General features: G+C 65.1%; 14 protein-coding genes. 11 read left to right on the top strand and 3 right to left on the bottom strand.

Annotated elements, in window-relative coordinates; genetic code table 11:
• Nucleotides 1-59 precede the first annotated feature (59 nt).
• Together JQ507_22730 and JQ507_22725 are read left to right on the top strand one after the other, a co-directional pair.
• The gene (locus JQ507_22730) at nucleotides 60-2,159 is read left to right on the top strand and encodes a molybdopterin oxidoreductase family protein (GenBank protein ID QRI67773.1); all 2,100 of its coding nucleotides are present in this window, start codon (nucleotides 60-62) and stop codon (nucleotides 2,157-2,159) included.
• 67 nt (nucleotides 2,160-2,226) lie between these two features.
• Complete coding sequence (locus tag JQ507_22725; protein ID QRI67772.1) at nucleotides 2,227-3,006, top strand: enoyl-CoA hydratase/isomerase family protein; 780 nt, start codon at nucleotides 2,227-2,229, stop codon at nucleotides 3,004-3,006.
• Between the two features lie 231 nt (nucleotides 3,007-3,237).
• Here the strand turns inward: JQ507_22725 and JQ507_22720 are convergent, their stop codons facing one another.
• From JQ507_22720 to JQ507_22710, 3 genes are all read right to left on the bottom strand, one after another.
• Nucleotides 3,238-3,666, bottom strand: coding sequence for a heme-binding protein (locus tag JQ507_22720; protein QRI67771.1), 429 nt, complete (start codon nucleotides 3,664-3,666; stop codon nucleotides 3,238-3,240).
• Nucleotides 3,659-6,637: an FAD-binding protein gene (locus tag JQ507_22715; protein ID QRI67770.1), complete on the bottom strand. Its 2,979-nt coding sequence runs from the start codon at nucleotides 6,635-6,637 to the stop codon at nucleotides 3,659-3,661. The genes JQ507_22720 and JQ507_22715 overlap by 8 nt, the downstream gene beginning before the upstream one ends.
• Before the next feature lie 98 nt (nucleotides 6,638-6,735).
• Nucleotides 6,736-7,488 (bottom strand): GntR family transcriptional regulator, encoded by a 753-nt coding sequence (locus JQ507_22710; GenBank protein ID QRI67769.1) that lies wholly within the window; start codon nucleotides 7,486-7,488, stop codon nucleotides 6,736-6,738.
• Nucleotides 7,489-7,619: 131 nt separating this feature from the next.
• On the opposite strand from JQ507_22710, the gene JQ507_22705 reads away from it, so the two are divergent.
• The 9 genes from JQ507_22705 to JQ507_22665 all read left to right on the top strand — a co-directional run bounded on the left by JQ507_22705 (nucleotide 7,620) and on the right by JQ507_22665 (nucleotide 17,903).
• Nucleotides 7,620-8,822, top strand: coding sequence for an alanine--glyoxylate aminotransferase family protein (locus JQ507_22705; GenBank protein QRI67768.1), 1,203 nt, complete (start codon nucleotides 7,620-7,622; stop codon nucleotides 8,820-8,822).
• A 38-nt stretch (nucleotides 8,823-8,860) separates the two neighbouring features.
• Nucleotides 8,861-10,144 carry an MFS transporter gene (locus JQ507_22700; GenBank protein QRI67767.1) on the top strand — a complete coding sequence of 428 codons (1,284 nt, stop codon included), beginning with the start codon at nucleotides 8,861-8,863 and terminating at the stop codon, nucleotides 10,142-10,144.
• 129 nt (nucleotides 10,145-10,273) lie between these two features.
• Nucleotides 10,274-11,467 (top strand): aminotransferase class V-fold PLP-dependent enzyme, encoded by a 1,194-nt coding sequence (locus JQ507_22695; GenBank protein QRI67766.1) that lies wholly within the window; start codon nucleotides 10,274-10,276, stop codon nucleotides 11,465-11,467.
• A 49-nt stretch (nucleotides 11,468-11,516) separates the two neighbouring features.
• Nucleotides 11,517-12,314, top strand: a complete 798-nt coding sequence (locus tag JQ507_22690) for an enoyl-CoA hydratase/isomerase family protein (protein QRI67765.1) — start codon at nucleotides 11,517-11,519, stop codon at nucleotides 12,312-12,314.
• Nucleotides 12,315-12,700: 386 nt separating this feature from the next.
• Entirely contained in the window at nucleotides 12,701-13,687 is a 987-nt protein-coding gene (locus tag JQ507_22685; GenBank protein QRI67764.1) for a tripartite tricarboxylate transporter substrate binding protein, read from the top strand.
• Nucleotides 13,688-13,780: 93 nt separating this feature from the next.
• The gene (locus JQ507_22680) at nucleotides 13,781-14,656 is read left to right on the top strand and encodes an S-methyl-5'-thioadenosine phosphorylase (GenBank protein QRI67763.1); all 876 of its coding nucleotides are present in this window, start codon (nucleotides 13,781-13,783) and stop codon (nucleotides 14,654-14,656) included.
• Nucleotides 14,653-15,750 (top strand): S-methyl-5-thioribose-1-phosphate isomerase, encoded by a 1,098-nt coding sequence (gene mtnA / locus JQ507_22675; protein QRI67762.1) that lies wholly within the window; start codon nucleotides 14,653-14,655, stop codon nucleotides 15,748-15,750. The genes JQ507_22680 and mtnA overlap by 4 nt, the downstream gene beginning before the upstream one ends.
• 76 nt (nucleotides 15,751-15,826) lie before the next feature.
• Nucleotides 15,827-16,369, top strand: coding sequence for a tripartite tricarboxylate transporter TctB family protein (locus JQ507_22670; protein ID QRI67761.1), 543 nt, complete (start codon nucleotides 15,827-15,829; stop codon nucleotides 16,367-16,369).
• A 22-nt stretch (nucleotides 16,370-16,391) separates the two neighbouring features.
• Complete coding sequence (locus JQ507_22665; protein QRI67760.1) at nucleotides 16,392-17,903, top strand: tripartite tricarboxylate transporter permease; 1,512 nt, start codon at nucleotides 16,392-16,394, stop codon at nucleotides 17,901-17,903.

Here is a 17,903-nt window from a genome sequence, read left to right as displayed (position 1 = left end):
CCCGGACTGGGTCAATAATGCCTCTCGGCGGGGCGGGTGTTTGATGTTACGAACTTGGCATGAACCAGCATGCCAAAGTCGACATCCGCCATTCCACCTGCCCGCACGACTGCCCCTCGGCATGTGCGCTCGACGTCGAAGTGATCGACGGACGTTCGATCGGCAGGGTGCGCGGCTCCAAACAGCAGACCTATACGGCCGGCGTGGTCTGCGCCAAGGTCGCACGCTATGCCGAACGCATTCATCACGCCGAGCGGCTGATGTATCCGCTGCGCCGGACCGGGCCGAAGGGCTCCGGCCAGTTCGCGCGGATTTCCTGGGACGCGGCGCTGGACGAGATCGCGGCGCGCTTCGATGCGGCCGAACGCGAGTTCGGCGCCGAGTCGGTCTGGCCTTATTACTACGCCGGCACCATGGGGCTCGTGATGCGCGACGGTCTCAACCGGCTGTCGCATGTGAAGAAGTACTCGCGCTTCTACGGCACGATCTGCTCAACCATCGCGCGCATCGGCTTCACGGCCGGCACCGGCAAGATCGCCGGCGTCGACCCGCGCGAGATGGGCGTCTCCGATCTCGTCGTGATCTGGGGCACCAATCCGGTGAACACCCAGGTCAACGTGATGACGCATGCATCGCGCGCGCGGAAAGAACGCGGCGCGAAGATTGCGGCGGTCGACGTCTACAACAACGAAACCATGAAGCAGGCCGACATCAAGATCCTGCTGCGGCCGGGGACCGACGGCGCCTTCGCCTGCGCCGTGATGCACGTGCTGTTCCGCGAGGGATTTGCCGATCGCGATTATCTGGCGCGCTACACCGATTGCCCCGACGAGCTGGAGGCGCATCTCAAGACCCGCACGCCGGAATGGGCGTCGGCGATCTCGGGCGTGCCGGTCGCGGAGATCGAGGCCTTCGCGCGACTGGTCGGGACCACCAAGCGCTCCTTCTTCCGCCTCGGTTACGGTTTCACCCGCAGCCGCAACGGCGCCGCACAGATGCACGCCGCGCTGTGCATTCCCGCGGTGACCGGCGCCTGGCAATATGAAGGCGGCGGCGCGTTCTTCAACAATGCCGGGATCTGGCGCTTCGACGAATCCATCATTGAAGGCCACGACGCGATCGATCCCACGACGCGGGTGCTCGATCAGTCGAAGATCGGCCGCATCCTGACCGGCGATGCCGAGGCGCTGAAGGGCGGCGGGCCAGTCAAGGCGATGTTGATCCAGAACACCAATCCGATGACGGTGGCGCCCGAGCAAGGGCTGGTGCGCCAGGGGTTCGCCCGCGAGGATCTGTTCGTCGCGGTGCACGAGCAGTTCATGACCGAGACAGCGCAGATGGCCGACATCGTGCTCCCCGCGACGATGTTCATGGAGCACGACGATCTCTACTACGGCGGCGGCCATCAGCACATCTCGGTCGGCCCGAAGCTGATCGATCCGCCCGGCGAGTGCCGCTCCAACCACGAGGTGCTGCAAGGGCTCAGCGGCAGGCTCAACGCCGTACATCCCGGCTTTGCCATGACGCCGCGCCAGCTGATCGATGCGACGCTGAAGAAAAGCGGGCATGGTGATATCGACACGCTCGAGGCCGAGTTGTGGCGCGACCTGCAGCCCGATTTCCGCGCCTCGCATTATCTCGACGGCTTTGCGCATGCGGACAAGAAGTTCCACTTCAAGGTCGATTGGGGCAAGGTCCCGGTCGGGTCAGGCGGGCTGATGGGCGCCTGGGACAAGATGCCCTCGCTGCCGGATCACTGGACCATCATCGAGGAGGCGGACGCGCAGCATCCGTTCCGGCTCGCGACGTCGCCGTCGCGCAGCTTCCTCAACACCAGCTTCAACGAAACGCCGTCGTCGCAGGCCCGCGAGGGCGCGCCGACGGTGATGATTCATCCCGACGATGCGGCCGCGCTCTCGATCGCGGACGGCGATGCCGTAACGCTCGGCAATGCGCGCGGTGAGACCACGCTGACCGCAAGACTGTTCGATGGCGTCCGCCGCGGCGTGCTGATCGCCGAGTCGATCCATCCGAACAAATCGCATATCGGCGGTCGCGGCATCAACATGTTGACAGGGGCGGAAGCCGTCGCTCCGGTCGGCGGCGCCGCGTTCCACGACAACAAGGTCTGGATCAGGAAGGCGCCCGCCGTCGCATAATCCTGCTTGCAGTCGGCGCCGATCCTGCCGCAAATGTCGGCAGGAAACGGCGTACAAGGCAGGAAACATGACCGACAACAGCGTTCTTCTGGAAAAGCGCGGGCAGGCGTACTGGATCACCATCAACCGCCCGGACAAGCGCAACGCGCTCAATGGCGGTGTGATCGCGGGCATCGCCAGGGGCTATCGCGAGGCGCATGACGACAAGGACGTGCGCGTCATCGTGCTGACCGGCACGGGCGACAAGGCGTTCTGCGCCGGCGCCGATCTGCAGAACAGCGGCGCGGCATTCTCGATGGATTTCTCGCGGCCGAATGTCGACTACGCCGACCTGCTCCGCCTGTCGCAGAACGCGACCAAGCCCGCGATCGCGCGGGTCGGCGGCGTCTGCATGGCCGGCGGCATGGGCCTGCTGTGCATGACCGACATGGCGGTCGCCGCCGATGGCGTGATCTTCGGTCTGCCCGAGGTGAAGGTCGGTGTGTTTCCGATGCAGGTGCTGAGCCTGCTGCAATCGATCGCGCCGCCGCGTCTCGTCAATGAATGGTCGCTGACCGGCGAGCCGTTCGATGCCAAAGCCGCGCAGGCCGCGGGCCTTCTCAACTACGTCGTGCCGGCGGCCGAGCTCGATGCCAAGGTCGACTGGTTGATCGGCCGCATCGTCGACAAGTCGCCGACCGCGATCCGTCGCGGCAAGTACGCGATGCGCGCGATCGCTTCGATGTCGTTCGACGAAAGCATCGCCTACACCGAAAGCCAGATCGCGCTGCTCGCGATGACCGAGGACGCCAAGGAAGGTCTCAAGGCGTTCGGTGAGAAGCGCAAGCCGACCTGGACCGGGCGGTGAGGCATCTATTCCAGAGGCGGTCGTGCGGCGTACTGGGTCGCCCGGTCGAGCCGGGCGACGACAACGTGGATGAGGACAAAGCTTCACATCCTCGCGGGCGCAGTATCAAAATCCCGAAAACAACCCCATGCAAAGGAGCGGGCAGCGGCCGGCGTTCGGCAAGTCACTTGACATGCCGGGCAACTCAGGGGTATATTTCTAATATTCCGAAATTGCGCGCCCGGTCGCGTATCAGCCCGCGTTGGCCTTCAGGCCGGCGGCCTCGATCCCCGCGACGGCGCAGATCTCGTCATTGTCCGAGGTGTCGCCGCTGACGCCGACAGCGCCGAGCAGGGTGGTGCCGTCCATGATCAGCACGCCGCCGGGGACCGGCACCAGCCGGCCCTGCGCCAGCGTGTTCACGGAATCGATGAAATAGGCCTGCTCCTGCGCGCGCTGGAACAGCGCCCGCGATCCCATGCCGAGCGCCAGCGCGCCATAGGCCTTGCCATGGGCGATCTCGGCCCGCATCAGGCTGGTGCCGTCCTGCGCCGCCGTCACCTTCACCGCGCCGCGTGCGTCGAGGATGGTGACCACCAGCGGCTTCAGCTTCTTCTCGACGCCCTTGGCGAGCGCGGCATCCAGAATCTTGCGGGCAGTGTCGAGAGTGAGCTCAGCCATGGGCCTGTTCCTTTGTCGGTAATGATCTGCTGGAATTCGACTTCGCACGTTTCAGGCTGATCGCCAATACGCTGGCGACATGCAGCGGCGTGCGGCCGCTGCCGTCCTTGATCTGGTGCCGGCAGGAGGTGCCGTCGGCCACGATCAGCGTGTCCTGATCGGCGCTGCGCACCGCTGGGAGCAGCGACAGCTCGGCCATCTCGATCGAGGCCTGATAGGTGTCCGCGCCGTAGCCGAACGCGCCGGCCATGCCGCAGCAGCTCGACTCGATGGTCTTGACCTCGAGGCCAGGCACGAGGCGCAGCACCTTCTCCACCGGCTTGAACGCGCCAAAGGACTTTTGATGGCAATGCCCGTGCACGACCGCCTTTGCAGCAACGGCGCCGAGCGGCAGCACGAGGCGTCCAGCCTCGGCCTCGCGCACCAGGAATTCCTCGAACAGCAAAGCGTGCGCGCTGACGCTCTTGGCGGTGTCATCGGAACGCAGCGACAGCAGCTCGTCGCGCAGGGTCAGCAGGCAGCTCGGCTCGAGGCCGATGATCGGCACGCCGCGCGCTGCGAACGGCGCGTAGGTCGCAACCAGCCGGTCGAGCTCGGTGCGGGCCTGATCGACCAGTCCAGCCGACAGGAACGTCCGTCCGCAGCAGGGCGGCCGGCCGCCGTCCGATGGCTTCGGCAGATGCACGCGATAGCCGCCGGCGACCAGCACCTCGATCGCCGCGTCGAGATTCTCCCGCTCGTAACCGCGGTTGAACGTATCAGCGAACAGCACCACTTCGCGGCCATCAGGCGCGCCGAGCACCTCGGCGTCAGAGCGGAACGTATCGCTGCGAAACGCCGGCAGCGCCCGTTTGGCGCTGATGCCGGCGAGCGTCTCAAACAACGTGCGCAGCAACGGGCTTCTGTTGCGCCAGTTCGCGATCGGGGCGAAGCGCGAGGCGAGATCGAGGTAGCGCGGCAGATACCCGACCAGCCGGTCGCGTACCGACAGGCCGTGGGTCGCGGCGCGTGCCGCCAGCACCTCGATCTTCATCTTGGCCATGTCGACGCCGGTCGGGCACTCGTGGCGGCAGGCCTTGCAGGAGACGCAGAGTTTCAGCGTGTCCATCATCTCGTCGGAGGAAAGCGCGTCCGCACCCAACTGGCCGGAGATCGCCAGCCGCAGCGTATTGGCGCGGCCGCGGGTGACGTCCTTCTCGTTGCGGGTCGCGCGATAGGACGGGCACATCACGCCGCCTTCGAGCTTGCGGCAGGCGCCGTTGTTGTTGCACATCTCGACCGCGCCCTGGAAACCGCCGCCGGCGCCGGGATAGGCCGACCAGTCGAGCACCGTCTTCAATTCGCCGACGCGATAGTCCGGCGAGTAGCGAAACAGCGATCGGTCGTCCATTTTGGGCGGATCGACGATCTTGCCGGGGTTGAGCGTGTTGGTCGGATCGAAGCGCTGCTTGACCTCGCGGAAATCGGCGACGATGCGCGCGCCGAACATGGTCTCGTGGAATTCCGAGCGCACCAGGCCGTCGCCATGCTCGCCGGAATGCGAGCCCTTGTATTCGCGCACCATCGCGAAGGCTTCCTCGGCAATGGCGCGCATTGCCTTGACGTCCTTCTCGAGCTTGAGATTGAGCACCGGGCGCACATGCAGGCAGCCCTCGGAGGCGTGCGCATACATCGTGCCGCGGGTGCCGTGCTTCGCGAAGACGGCATTGAGCCGTTCGGTGTAGTCGGCGAGGTGCGGCAGCGGCACCGCGCAATCCTCGACGAACGAGACCGGCTTGCCTTCCTGCTTCATCGACATCATGACGTTGAGGCCGGCGGCGCGGAAATCGGCGATGCCGGTCTGCAGCGCGGGCTCTGTTATCTCGACCACGCCGCCCCATTTGCGCTGCGGCTTGTCCCAGCCGAAGCCGAGATCGCCCATCAACTCGCCGAGCTGCCTGAGGCGGGCGAGATTGTCGGCCTGATCTTCCTCGGCGAACTCGACCACCAGGATCGCGTCGGGATCGCCGCGCACCGCCGCCGAGATGATCGGCTGGAACATCGCGATCTCGCGCCCCAGCGCGATCATGGTGCGGTCGACCAGCTCCACTGCGATCGGCCGCAGCTTGACCAGATGCTGGGCCGCGTCCATCGCCTCGTAGAAGCTGCCGAAATGGCAGACGCCGAGCACCTTGTTGCGGATCACGGGCCACAGCTTCAACTCGACCTGCGTCGTGAAGGCGAGGGTGCCTTCCGACCCGACCAACAGATGCGCCAGATTGTTCGGCGTGTTGCGCGGCACCAGCGCATCGAGGTTATAGCCGCCGACGCGGCGCTGCACCTTGGGGAATTTATCCGAGATCTCGAGCGCCTCGCGCTCGCCGAGATCGAGCATGTCGCGGAACAGCCTCAAGCCGCTGTCGGACGCATTGACCCGGGTCAGGTCGCGCGGCACTTCGCCGAAATGCAGCAGCGTGCCGTCGGCAAGCGCCGCATCCATGGACAGCGTGTTGTCGCGCATGGTGCCGTAGCGCAACGAGCGGCCGCCGCAGGAATTGTTGCCGGCCATGCCGCCGATGGTGGCGCGCGACGCGGTCGAGACGTCGACCGGAAACCACAGCCCGTGCTTCCTGAGCTGACGGTTGAGATCGTCGAGCACGATGCCGGGCTCGACCACGCAGGTCCGGTTCTCGACGTCGAGCGAGATGATCTTGTTCAGATGCTTCGACAGGTCGACCACGATGCCGTCATTGACGGTCTGGCCGCATTGCGAGGTGCCGCCGCCGCGCGGGGTCACGATCCGCCCGGCGTCGCGGACGATCGCAAGCGTGCGCAGCGCCTCGTCGACGGTTCGCGGCACCACCACGCCGGCCGGCATGATCTGGTAGAACGAGGCGTCGGTCGCATAGCGGCCGCGGTTGAAGGCATCGAAAAAGACGTCCCCGGTCAGGTCGGACCGCAGGCGCTGTTCGAGCGATGAGGCGTTCTTCATCCCGGATCCAATGTGATCCATGGCGCAACCAAATGTTGCCCATGGATTATTCATTCAGTTGAGATCAGAGTTACATTATGAATGCAAAATGAGCAAGGCTAGCTGCCTTGAGGCGCTTCCCCAGGGGCGCTGTCGTGCCCCTCCGCGAGGTGCTCGATGGCGGCGCCCCGCTTGTTGCGCAGGTGCTGGAACAGGATGTCGCTGAGCTCGCTGCCGGCGCGGCGGCGCAGCGCGTCAAGGATCGCCTCGTGCTCGCGCATCGCCTCGGCCCAGCGTTGCCGCTTGCGGGCGAAATTGGCCGAATAGCGCACGCGGCGGATCCGGCCGGCGAAGTTGGCGTAGGTCGTCTTCAGCGTCGCGTTGCGCGCAGCCGCAACGATGCTCTCGTGGATCTGCTGGTTGGTCTGGAAATAGCCGTGCATATCGCGGTGCAGATAGTGGCCGTACATCTCGTAGTGCAGCCGCTCGATCGCAGCGATTTCCTCGTCCGTGATGGCCTCGCAGGCCAGTCGTCCGGCGAGGCTCTCCAGCCCGGCCATCACGTCGAACAATTCCTCGAGGTCGCGCTGGCTGAGTTGGCGCACCCGCGCGCCGCGATTGGGCAACAGCTCGATCAGGCCTTCGGCGGCCAGCACCTTGAGTGCCTCGCGCAGCGGCGTCCTGGAGATCCCGAGCATTTCGCAGAGCTGGCGTTCCGGAACGCGGGCGCCGTCGGGAATGTTGCCTTCCACCACGTAGTCGCGCAGCCGCAGCAGGATCTCGCCGTGCAGCGAGGCCTCCTGGCGGTCGCTGCCGTTGCCGGCGGCGGGTGGGGTGATCGGAACCCCGGTTTCGGGAATCGCAGATTTCATATTCTGAACAATAGTTTGCCGTCGTGGTCGCGTCGATGCGCTCAATAGAATACCAAAATGGGATTGAAAATACAAAAAATGAATGCAAAATGGTTGCAGAACGGCCGACATCCGGCGATTGGGAGGTTCTGATGCATCAAGGGCGCCATTTTCTGCAGATTCCAGGGCCGAGCCCGGTTCCGGATCGCATTCTTCGCGCGATGGACATGCCCGTCATCGACCACCGCAGCGCCGAGTTCGGCGAGCTCGGCCGCACCGTGCTCGAGGGCAGCGCCAGGATCTTCCAGACCGCAGGGCCGGTGGTGATCTTCCCGTCGTCGGGGACCGGCGCATGGGAAGCTGCGATCGTCAACACCTTGTCGCCCGGCGACAAGGTCCTGATGGTCGAGACCGGCCACTTCGCCACCCTGTGGCGGCAACTCGCCGGCCGCTTCGGCATCGAGGTCGACTTCGTTCCCGGTGACTGGCGCCGCGGCGCCGATCCCGCCCAGATCGAAACAAAACTTGCCGCGGACACCGCGCACAGCATCAAGGCGGTGATGGTCGTCCACAACGAAACCTCGACCGGCGCGACCAGCCGGATCGCCGATATCCGTGCCGCCATCGACCGCACCGCGCATCCGGCGCTCTTGATGGTCGACACCATCTCGTCGCTGGGCTCGGTCGACTACCGGCACGACGAGTGGAAGGTCGATGTCAGCGTCAGCTGCTCGCAGAAGGGCTTTATGTTGCCGCCCGGCCTCGGCTTCAATGCGATCTCGGAAAAGGCCCGCGCCGCGTCGCGTAGCAACAAGATGCCGCGCTCCTATTTCGATTGGGAGGAGATGCTGAAGCCGAATGCCAACGGCTTCTTCCCCTATACGCCGGCGACGAACCTGCTCTACGGGCTGCGCGAGGCGATCGCGATGCTGCTGGAGGAGGGGCTCGACAATGTGTTCGCGCGCCATCAGCGGCTGGCCGCGGCGACGCGTGCCGCCGTCAATCATTGGGGACTCGAGGTGTTGTGCCAGGAGCCGGCCGAGTTCTCGCCGGTGCTGACCGCGGTGTTGATGCCGCCCGGCCATGACGCGGACCAGTTCCGCAAGGTCGTGCTGGACAATTTCAACATGTCGCTCGGCTCCGGCCTGTCGAAGGTCGCCGGCAAGGTCTTTCGCATCGGTCATCTCGGCGAATGCAACGAGCTGACGCTGCTTGGCGCGCTCACCGGCGTCGAGATGGGATTGTCGGTCGCCGGTGTGCCGCATCGCGCGGGCGGCGTCGCGGTGGCGATGAAGCTGCTCGAGCAGCGCGACCAGCGCAATGCGTCGTCACACCTGAAAGTCGTCGGCACCTAGCGACACCAACAACCAAAATCGCAGACCAGGGAGGGGATATGAGGCTTCGGTTCAAGGCCACCCATGTCGTGTTGGCCATGCTCTGCGTGATGTATTTCATCACCTATGTCGACCGCGTGAACATCGGCACCGCGGCCGGCGAGATCCAGAAGGAGCTCGGCCTGTCCAACACCGAGCTCGGCCTGGTGTTCTCGGCATTCGCCTATCCGTACCTGCTGTTCCAGGTGATCGGCGGCTGGGTCGGCGATCGCTTCGGGCCGCGCCAGACCCTGTTCTGGTGCGGCATGATCTGGGCTGCGGCGACCATCATGACCGGCTTCGTCCATGGTCTCGTGGCGCTGTTCGTCGCGCGGTTCGCGCTCGGGTTCGGCGAAGGCGCGACGTTTCCCACCGCGACGCGCGCCATGCAGTACTGGACGCCGGCGAACCGCCGCGGCTTCGCGCAAGGCTTGACACATTCGTTTGCGCGGCTCGGCAATGCGGTGACCCCGCCGGCCGTCGCGCTTCTCATCCTCTGGCTGACCTGGCGCGGCGCATTCGTGGTGCTTGGTATCGTCAGCCTGCTGTGGGGGATTGTGTGGGTTTGGTACTTCCGCAACGAGCCGAAGGACCATCGCTCCATCACCGAGGCCGAGCTTGCGACCTTGCCGCCGCGGCCGAAAGGCGAGCGGCCGAAAGTGCCGTGGGGACCGCTGCTGCAGCGGATGTGGCCGGTGACGCTGACCTATTTCTGCTACGGCTGGTGCCTGTGGCTCTACCTCAACTGGCTGCCGCTGTTCTTCAAGAACAACTACAGCCTCGATCTGAAGAACTCGGCGCTGTTCGCCTCCGGCGTGTTCTTCGCCGGCGTGATCGGCGACAGCATCGGCGGCGTCATCTCCGACCGCATCCTCGAGCGCACGGGCAATCTGCGGCTGGCGCGGCTCAGCGTGACGGTCGTCGGCTTCGCCGGAGCGCTGCTGTCGCTGATGCCGATCCTGTTCGTCCACGACATCACGCTGGTCGCGCTCTGCCTGTCGGCCGGCTTCTTCTGCGCCGAGCTGGTGATCGGCCCGATGTGGTCGATCCCGATGGACATCGCGCCGAAATATTCCGGCACCGCCGCGGGGATCATGAACACCGGCTCGGCCTTCGCCGCCATCGTCTCGCCGCTGGTCGCCGGCTTCGTCATCGACGCCACCGGGAACTGGTACCTGCCGTTCCTGATGTCGATGGGCCTGTTGCTGCTCGGCGGCTTCTCGGCGTTCCTGATGCACCCGGAGCGGCCGTTCGAGGAGACGGGCGGAGGGGTGACGGCGGGCAAGGTGGTGGCCGCCGGGTGAGCGGCTGCCGGTGCGGGTGGAGCGCCGTCAGATATGCATGACGGCCCCCCGCCCGGCCGAGGACAAACCCGGCGAATAGTGATATGCGAGCGGCTCATCACGACCAAGACAAGACCGGGAAGGACGCTTATGACCGTGCATACTGGAAGGCATTTTCTGCAGATTCCGGGACCGACCAACGTGCCGGACCGGGTGCTGCGGGCGATGGACATGCCGACCATGGATCACCGCGGTGCCGAATTCGCCGAGATCGGCTTTGCCGTGATGTCGGCGATGCAGCGTGTGTTCCGCACCAAGCAGCCCGTGATCATCTACCCCTCGTCGGGGACCGGCGCCTGGGAAGCCGCGATCGTCAACACCCTGCAGCCCGGCGACAAGGTACTGATGTGCGAGACCGGTCAGTTCGCGGTGCTGTGGCACGGCATCGCCGACAAGTTCAAACTCGACGTCGACTTCGTTCCGGGCGACTGGCGCCACGGCGCCGACCTCGAGCAGATTGAGGCGCGGCTCGCCGCCGACAAGGCGCACAAGATCAAGGCCGTCTGCGTGGTCCATAACGAGACCTCGACCGCCTGCGTCACCTATCCGCTCAACGTGCGCAAGATCCTCGACACCCTGAAGCACCCGGCGCTCTTGATGGTCGACACCATCTCCGGTCTCGGCTCGCTGGAATATGAGCATGATGCCTGGGGTATCGACGTCTCGATCGCCGGCTCGCAGAAGGGGCTGATGCTGCCGCCCGGCCTCGGTTTCAACGCCGTGTCGGAGAAGGCGCTCGCGGTGGCCAAGGCCAACCCGGGCATGCGCTCCTACTGGGATTGGCAGGAGGTCATCAACATCAACAAGGCCGGCACCTGGCCGTATACGCCCGCGACCAACCTGCTGTTCGGCCTGCGCGAGGCCGTGAAGATGCTGGAGGAGGAGGGGCTTGAGAACGTGTTCGCCCGCCACAAGCGCCACAGCGAAGCGACCCGCGCCGCGATCAAGGTCTGGGGCCTGGAGACGCAGTGCCAGGAGCAGGGCGCGCATTCGCCGGCGTTGACGGCAGTGCGGGTGCCTGACGGCCACGACGCCGACCATTTCCGCAAGGTCGTGCTGGATAATTTCGACATGTCGCTCGGCACCGGCCTCAACAAGGTCAAGGGCAAGGTGTTCCGGATCGGCCATATCGGTCACTTCAACGACCTGATGCTGATGGGCACGCTGTCGGGCGTCGAGATGGGTCTTGATCTCGCCAAGGTGCCGCATCGCAGCGGCGGTGTGCTGGCGGCGATGGACGTCCTCAAGGGACGCGACGCCGCGCAGGCGTCGAAAGTCGCTTGAGAGGGCCTTGGTCTCAAAATCAAATCGTAACGAACAGAAAGAGCGAGACATGAACGCGCCCGTCACTTCGACCGAAGACCTGATCTATTCCGTCGAGGACGGGATTGCGCGCATCACCTTCAACCGGCCGCAGGCGCGCAATGCGCTGACCTTTGCGATGTATGAGCAGATGGCCTCGATCTGCGAGAACATCAATCAGGATCACTCCATCAAGGCGCTGATCCTGACCGGCGCCGGCGACAAGGCGTTCGCCTCGGGCACCGACATCTCCCAGTTCCGCGCGTTCAAGACCGCGCAGGACGCGCTGGATTACGAGGCACGGATCGACCGCGTGCTGGGTACACTCGAACAGTGCCGCGTGCCTGTGATCGCCGCGATCGCCGGTGCCTGCACCGGCGGCGGCGCCGGGATCGCCGCCTGCTGCGACATCCGCATCGGCACCGAGGCGACCCGGATCGGCTTCCCGATCGCGCGCACGCTCGGCAACTGCCTCTCGATGTCCAACATCTCGCGGCTGGTGTCGCTGATCGGTCCGGCGCGGACCAAGGACCTGATCTTCAAGGCGCGCCTCGTCGAGGCGCCGGAAGCGCTGGCACTCGGGCTGTTGAATGAGGTCGTCCCCGATGTCGAGACCTTGCAGCGCCGCGCCGATGAGACCGCGAAGCTGGTCGCCGGCCATGCGCCGATCACGCTCGAGGTGACCAAGGAAGCGGTCCGCCGCATCCGCCGCACGCTGTCGCGCGACGAGGGCGAGGACCTGATCCTGCGCGCCTATATGAGCGAGGATTTCCGCGAGGGCATGGACGCCTTCCTCAACAAGCGTGCGCCCAACTTCAAGGGCAAGTAGCGGCGGCGTCTCCGCTCCGCTCTTCATCCCAGCCACAACTGTCATCGCCCCGGGCGATGACACCGCGTGTTGGCATCGTGAACCGTCCTCATCGTCGTCCCGGCGAAGGCCGGGCCCCATAACCACAGATGGTGATTGTTGTCTGATGGTGGAACGACGAGTCCCATCTACAACATCCGCCGCGGCGTATGGGTCCCGGCCTTCGCCGGGACGACGATGGTGTATGCGGCCGGCTGTGAGACTCGGTCCGCTCACGTTCCTCATTCCAAAGTCATACGCCATGCGACGGTTCGGCGGCTTGAACTCACTTCTTTTCTCGGCACAATGACCGCACCCGCCGCTTCGTAGCTTTTGCCAAGCCGAACAAATAGATAGGGAAGAAACACGTGGGACAGATTGTGAAAGCCACGGCTGCCATCGCGGCCTTGCTCTTGAGCACGCCGGCATTTGCCGGCTGGGAGCCGAGCAAGCCGGTCGAGATCGTGGTTGCGGCCGGCGCCGGCGGCGCCTCCGACCAGATGGCGCGTATGATGCAGGCGGCGATCCAGAAGAACAATCTGATGAAGCAGCCGATGGTGGTGTCGCTGAAGGGTGGCGCGTCGGGTGCGGAAGCGCTGATGTACATGAAGTCCAGCGAGGGCGATCCCAACAAGGTGCTGATCGCCTATTCGCTGATCTACATGCTGCCGCTGTCGGCCAAGATCCCCTTCAACTGGCGCGACCTCACGCCGGTGTCGGTGATCGCGCTCGACCAGTTCGTGCTGTGGGACAACGTCTCCGGTCCGAAGACCGTGAAGGAGTTCATCGATGCCGCGAAGGCGGCGAGCGCACCGTTCAAGATGGGCGGCACCGGCTCCAAGCGCGAGGACCACGTGCTGACCGTCTTCATGGAGCAGAAGACCGGCGCGAAGTTCTCCTACCTGCCGTACAAGTCTGGCGGCGAGGCCGCGACCCAGCTGGTCGGCGGCCACACCGAGTCCAACGTCAACAATCCCAGCGAGAACCTCGAAGTCTGGCGTGCCGGTCAGGTGCGTGCGCTCTGTGTGTTCGACAAGGAGCGCATCTCCTACAAGACCAAGGTCACCGAGACGCAATCCTGGAACGATATCCCGACCTGCAAGGAGGAAGGGCTCGACGTGCAGTATCTGATGCTGCGCGCGATGTTCCTGCCGGGCAAGGTGAGCCAGGAGCAGCAGGCATTCTATGTCGACCTGTTCCAGAAGGTGACGCAGACGGCGGAATACAAGGACTACATGGAGAAGCAGGCGTTGAAGCCGATCTTCCTCACCGGCAAGGACATGGTCGAGTTCCTCGAGGACGACGACAAGCAGAACGCCACGCTGATGAATGCAGCGGGCTTTGTCGCAAAATAGCGCACGCGGTCCGGAATTGGCTTGCATGCGGCGGCGGCGCGGTGATTACTGCGCCGCAGTATGGCCGGACGTTCGGCTAGCCGTGGAGCGATCATGACCAAAGCCGTGTTGGGGATCATCGGCGGATCCGGCATCTACGATCTGCCGGGCCTGGAAAACGTCCGCGAGGAAGCGGTCGCAAGTCCCTGGGGCGAGCCGTCGGCGCCGCTGCGCCGCGGCGAGATGGCGGGGTTGCCGATCGTGTTCCTGCCGCGGCACGGTCCGGGTCACGCGCTGTCGCCGTCCGACATCAACTATCGCGCCAATATCGACGTGCTGAAGCGGGCAGGGGTCACCGACCTCGTCGCGCTGTCCGCCTGTGGCTCGTTCAAGGAGGAGCTGCCGCCGGGCACCTTCGTATTGGTCGATCAGTTCGTCGATCGCACCCACAAGCGCGAGAGCTCGTTCTTCGGCAAGGGCTGCGTCGCCCATGTCTCGATGGCGCATCCGGTGTCGCCGCTGCTGGTGAAGCATCTCGCGGCCGCCGCCGAAGCTGAAGCCATCGCGTTCGCACGCGGCGGCACCTACCTCTGCATGGAGGGGCCGCAATTCTCCTCACTCGCGGAAAGCCTGACCTACAAGGCGCAGGGCTATTCGGTGATCGGCATGACCAACATGCCCGAAGCCAAGCTCGCCCGCGAAGCCGAGATCTGCTACGCCAGCGTGGCGATGGTCACCGATTTCGACTGCTGGCATCCGGCGCATGATGCCGTGACCGTGCAGGATATCATCCGGGTGCTGAATTCGAACGCCGAGAAGGCCAAGGCGCTGGTCGCGCGGCTGGCGCGGGATTTCCCGCGCGAGCACGAGCCGTGTCCGATCGGGTCGGATCGCGCGCTCGATACCGCGCTGATCACGGCGCCCGCGGCGCGCGATCTGCATCTGCTCGCCAAGCTCGATGCAGTCGCCGGACGGGTGTTAGGCGCATGAAGGTCGACGGACGACATTTTCGCAGCATCTGGCTCGAGCCTGACGGCTGGTCGGTCGGCGCGATCGATCAACGCCGGCTGCCGCACGAATTCATCGTGGCCAGACTCACGACCGCTGATGAGGCCGGCGAGGCGATCAGCTCGATGCTGGTCCGCGGCGCACCGTTGATCGGCGCCACCGCAGCCTACGGCATGGCGCTCGCGATGCGATCAGATGCTTCCGACGCGGCGCTCGACCATGCCGGCAAGATGCTGGCCGCGACGCGGCCGACCGCGATCAATCTGAGATGGGCTGTTGACGAGATGCAGCGGGCGCTCGCGCCGCTCGCGGCGTCGGCCCGGGTGGACGCGGCCTACGCCCGCGCCCGCGCAATCGCCGACGAGGATGTCGAGATCAACCGCGAGATCGGCCGCCACGGGCTCGGCCTGATCGAGGCAATCGCCGCGTCCAAGAAGCCGGGCGAGCCGGTCAACGTCCTGACCCATTGCAACGCAGGCTGGCTTGCAACCGTCGATTGGGGAACGGCGACATCACCAATCTACCAGGCGCATGATCGCGGCATTCCGGTCCATGTCTGGGTCGACGAGACGCGCCCGCGCAATCAGGGCGCCTCGCTCACCGCCTGGGAGCTCGGTCATCACGGCGTGCCGCACACCGTGATCCCCGACAACACCGGCGGCCATCTGATGCAGCACCGCATGGTCGATCTGGCGATCGTCGGCACCGATCGCGTCGCCGCCAATGGCGACGTCTGCAACAAGATCGGGACCTATCTGAAGGCGCTGGCGGCACACGACAACGGCGTGCCGTTCTATGTCGCGCTGCCGTCGCCGACCATCGACTTTCGTATCGACGATGGCATCAAACAGATCCCGATCGAGCAGCGCGCGGCCAGCGAGGTAACACACCTAACCGGGCGCACGGCGGATGGACGGATCGAAACCGTGCGCGTGGTTCCGGATGGCTCCTCGGTCGCTAATTTCGGTTTCGACGTCACGCCGGCGCGGCTGGTGACGGGTCTGATCACCGAGCGCGGCGTCCTCGATGCGAATCGTGCTGCGCTTGCGAGCGCGTTTCCCGAACGGTCCAGTTAGCTGAAGGCTGCATTGACGGTGATTGCATCTGCGCGCTATCCCAATCGTTGCCGTCGCAACCCAGACCGTCGAGCCCATGTCCAACACCGATCTTGAGATCGTCGTCGACGATCCGACCGCGCCTGAAGAAAATTCGCCGACCGTCGTCTCGACCGGCTTCGTCGACATCGTCGTCTCGCTGCTGTTGCTTGCGCTCGCATTGGTGCTCGGCTGGGACAATTGGCGCACCGGCGCCTCGTGGGACTCGACCGGACCGCAGCCGGGCTATTTTCCGTTCTACCTCTCGGTGATCCTCGGCGCCGCCAGCCTCTATGGCCTGGGCGCCGCCTTCGTGTCGCGCCGGGAGGCTGTCGAGACCTTCGTCACCCGGGCGCAGCTTCGCCGGGTGATGGCGGTGTTCGCGCCGACATTCCTGTTCTGCCTCGCCACGCAATATCTCGGCCTCTATGTCGCGAGCTTCCTCCTGATCGCGGGCTTCATGCGCGTCGTCGGCAAGATCGCCCTGTGGAAGTCGTTGCTCACCGCCTTCATCTTCACCGCCGCGATGTTCGTGACCTTCGACATCGCATTCGATGTCATCATGCCGAAGGGGCCGCTCGAAGCGGCCTTCGGTTACTGAGCGATCGACAGGATTTCGAAACATGGAAGCTTTCGGTCTCCTGCTGCACGGCTTCGCCGTCCTTTTGACGTGGAAGACGCTGCTGTTGATGATGGTCGGGCTCGTGCTCGGCATCTTCGTCGGCGTGCTACCCGGGCTCGGCGGCCCGAACGGCGTCGCGATCCTGCTGCCGTTGACCTTCACGATGGACCCGACGTCGGCGATCGTGATGCTGTCCTGCATCTACTGGGGTGCGCTGTTCGGCGGCGCCATCACCTCGATCCTGTTCAACATCCCCGGCGAAGCCTGGTCGGTTGCGACCACGTTCGACGGCTATCCGATGGCGCAGCAGGGCAGGGCGGCCGAAGCGCTCACCGCGGCGTTCACCTCCTCCTTCATCGGTTCGCTGGTCGCGGTGCTCTTGATCACCTTCCTGGCGCCGATGATCTCGTCGTTCGCACTGAAGTTCGGGCCGCCGGAATTCTTCGCGGTCTATCTCCTGACCTTCTGCTCGTTCGTCGGCCTCGGCCGCGAAGCCAAGCACAAGACGGTCATCTCGATGTCGCTCGGGCTGCTGCTCGCCGGTGTCGGCATGGATACGGTGTCCGGGCAATTGCGCATGACCTTCGGCTCGGCGGAGCTCTTGCGCGGCATCAACTTCCTCGTCGCCGTGATCGGCCTGTTCGGCATCAGCGAGATCCTGCTCACGATGGAGGAGCGCCTGGCGCTGCGTGGACACGCCGCCGGCATTTCCCTGCGCGTGGTGCTGTCGGTGTGGAAGGACCTGCCGAAATACTGGGTGACCCTGCTGCGCTCATCGGTGATCGGCTGCTGGCTCGGCATCACGCCGGGCGGTGCGATCGCGGCTTCCTTCATGGGCTATAATCTCGCCAAGCGCTTCTCCAAGGATCAGGAAAGCTTCGGCAAGGGCCGCATCGAAGGCGTGTTCGCGCCGGAGACCGCTGCGCACGCGTCCGGCACCTCCGCGCTGCTGCCGATGCTTGCGCTCGGCATTCCCGGCTCGGGCACGGCCGCGATCCTGCTCGGCGGCCTGATGGTGTGGGGCCTCAATCCCGGCCCGCTGCTGTTCGTCGAGCACAAGGATTTCGTCTGGGGCCTGATCGCCTCGATGTATCTCGGCAACGTCGTCGGCCTCGTGCTGGTGCTGACCACGGTGCCGATCTTCGCATCGATCCTCCGCGTGCCGTTCGCGGCGGTCGCCCCGATGATCGTGGTGTCCTGCGCGATCGGCGCCTACGCGATCCAGAATGCGATGTTCGACATCTGGCTGATGCTGGGCTTCGGCGTCGTCGGCTACGTCTTCAAGAAGATCGGCATCCCGCTGGCGCCGTTCACGCTTGCCTTGGTGCTCGGCAGCCGCGCCGAGGACGCGTTCCGGCTGTCGATGATCGGTTCCGGTGGCGACATGAAGGTGTTCTGGTCGAACGGCTTGGTCGGCACGATCACCACACTGGCGATCTTGCTGCTGTTCTGGCCGGTGATCGATCGGGCCTTCGCCGGCGTCGCGCGTCTGCTGCGGCCGGCAAAGGCCTAA

Source organism: Bradyrhizobium sp. PSBB068, from assembly GCA_016839165.1.
In the GTDB taxonomy this organism is placed as follows: Bacteria; Pseudomonadota; Alphaproteobacteria; order Rhizobiales; family Xanthobacteraceae; genus Bradyrhizobium.
Note: the sequence above shows the minus strand (reverse complement) of the source record. Positions and strands in the feature narration are given on the sequence as shown.

Coding starts and splice junctions, on each gene's coding strand:
- JQ507_22730 (QRI67773.1), top strand. CDS start 60: ATGAACCAGCATGCCAAAGTCGACATCCGCCATTCCACCTGCCCGCAC.
- JQ507_22725 (QRI67772.1), top strand. CDS start 2,227: ATGACCGACAACAGCGTTCTTCTGGAAAAGCGCGGGCAGGCGTACTGG.
- JQ507_22720 (QRI67771.1), bottom strand. CDS start 3,666: ATGGCTGAGCTCACTCTCGACACTGCCCGCAAGATTCTGGATGCCGCG.
- JQ507_22715 (QRI67770.1), bottom strand. CDS start 6,637: ATGAAGAACGCCTCATCGCTCGAACAGCGCCTGCGGTCCGACCTGACC.
- JQ507_22710 (QRI67769.1), bottom strand. CDS start 7,488: ATGAAATCTGCGATTCCCGAAACCGGGGTTCCGATCACCCCACCCGCC.
- JQ507_22705 (QRI67768.1), top strand. CDS start 7,620: ATGCATCAAGGGCGCCATTTTCTGCAGATTCCAGGGCCGAGCCCGGTT.
- JQ507_22700 (QRI67767.1), top strand. CDS start 8,861: ATGAGGCTTCGGTTCAAGGCCACCCATGTCGTGTTGGCCATGCTCTGC.
- JQ507_22695 (QRI67766.1), top strand. CDS start 10,274: ATGACCGTGCATACTGGAAGGCATTTTCTGCAGATTCCGGGACCGACC.
- JQ507_22690 (QRI67765.1), top strand. CDS start 11,517: ATGAACGCGCCCGTCACTTCGACCGAAGACCTGATCTATTCCGTCGAG.
- JQ507_22680 (QRI67763.1), top strand. CDS start 13,781: ATGACCAAAGCCGTGTTGGGGATCATCGGCGGATCCGGCATCTACGAT.
- mtnA (QRI67762.1), top strand. CDS start 14,653: ATGAAGGTCGACGGACGACATTTTCGCAGCATCTGGCTCGAGCCTGAC.
- JQ507_22670 (QRI67761.1), top strand. CDS start 15,827: ATGTCCAACACCGATCTTGAGATCGTCGTCGACGATCCGACCGCGCCT.
- JQ507_22665 (QRI67760.1), top strand. CDS start 16,392: ATGGAAGCTTTCGGTCTCCTGCTGCACGGCTTCGCCGTCCTTTTGACG.